The sequence below is a fragment of the Streptomyces sp. NRRL F-2664 genome (assembly GCF_000719345.1).
GTDB lineage: Bacteria > Actinomycetota > Actinomycetes > Streptomycetales > Streptomycetaceae > Streptomyces.
In genome coordinates this window covers 1-897 of sequence record NZ_JOFX01000259.1, presented here as the reverse complement: position 1 = coordinate 897, position 897 = coordinate 1, and the positions used below count along the sequence as shown (strand labels likewise).

The window sequence follows — 897 nt, the reverse complement described above, 5'->3', positions numbered from 1 at the left end:
GCTTGACGGGGCCCTGGGCCGTCCTCTTCTCCCGGATCTCGAAGTCCATCGCATACCCCCTGAACTGGGGTGTTGCGACGACCACTAGAACCTAGTTCATGGTCCGGCCCTTCCGTGATACGGGCTGTCAGCCGAGACGGCCGACGTGGATGACCACGATGGTGACGGTGGTTTCGGTGATCTCGTACAGGACCCGGTATCGCCCGACATGCATCCGGCGCAGATCGGGAGAGCCGTACTCGGCGCTCCCTCCCGGCCAGGGCTGCTCGGCGAGCAGATCGACCGCGTCCATCATGTGCCGCAGCCCATCCGGGTCGTCCTTGAGAAACCGCGCGGCCGCGCCGATCGCGGCCTCGTCCCAGGTGATCGCGTACGTCACCCGCGCTCCAGTCCGAGCCGTGCGCAGACCTCGTCATGCGGGACGCCGACCGCGGCTGTCTCGGTGCTTTGGCGGCCGCGGTAGAGGGCCAGGGCCAGGGCGTCCTCCAAATCGGCGAGCTCCTGGGGGTTGATGAGCACGGCCGCCGGCTCACCGTGGTCGGTGATGGTGATGCGTTCACGGGCGTGGGACGCGCGGCGCACGAGCGATCCGAACTTAGCCCGCGCTTCGGTGATCGGCAAAGTGTCACTCATGTGCAGAACTGTACACTTCCCCCACCTTCTGTCAGGAGAGTCTGTGCGAGAAGGATCCGAAGACTTCCGCTGGGAGTTCCTGCCGCGCCCAGACAACCACGTCTGAGAGGTCGTTTTCGTCCGATGTTTCATCCCAGAATCGTGTGTTGTGCGGCCTTCTTCGGGGTGAGCTTGTTCCGCTTTGGCGGACACTTTTGGTGTGTGGTCAGGCCGCCAAGGCGGTCTCGTATTCGGCAGGGCTGCGGTAGCCGAGGCTGCTGTGGA

At 64.9% G+C, this 897-nt stretch carries 2 protein-coding genes; both read right to left on the bottom strand.

Annotated features, from left to right (window positions below; translation table 11 throughout):
* Nucleotides 1–127 precede the first annotated feature (127 nt).
* Nucleotides 128–379 (bottom strand): type II toxin-antitoxin system RelE family toxin, encoded by a 252-nt coding sequence (locus tag IF89_RS0135640; protein WP_030777422.1) that lies wholly within the window; start codon nucleotides 377–379, stop codon nucleotides 128–130.
* Nucleotides 376–633: a type II toxin-antitoxin system Phd/YefM family antitoxin gene (locus IF89_RS0135635; protein WP_030777419.1), complete on the bottom strand. Its 258-nt coding sequence runs from the start codon at nucleotides 631–633 to the stop codon at nucleotides 376–378. Before IF89_RS0135635 ends, IF89_RS0135640 begins: the two co-directional genes overlap by 4 nt.
* Nucleotides 634–897: the final 264 nt, after the last annotated feature.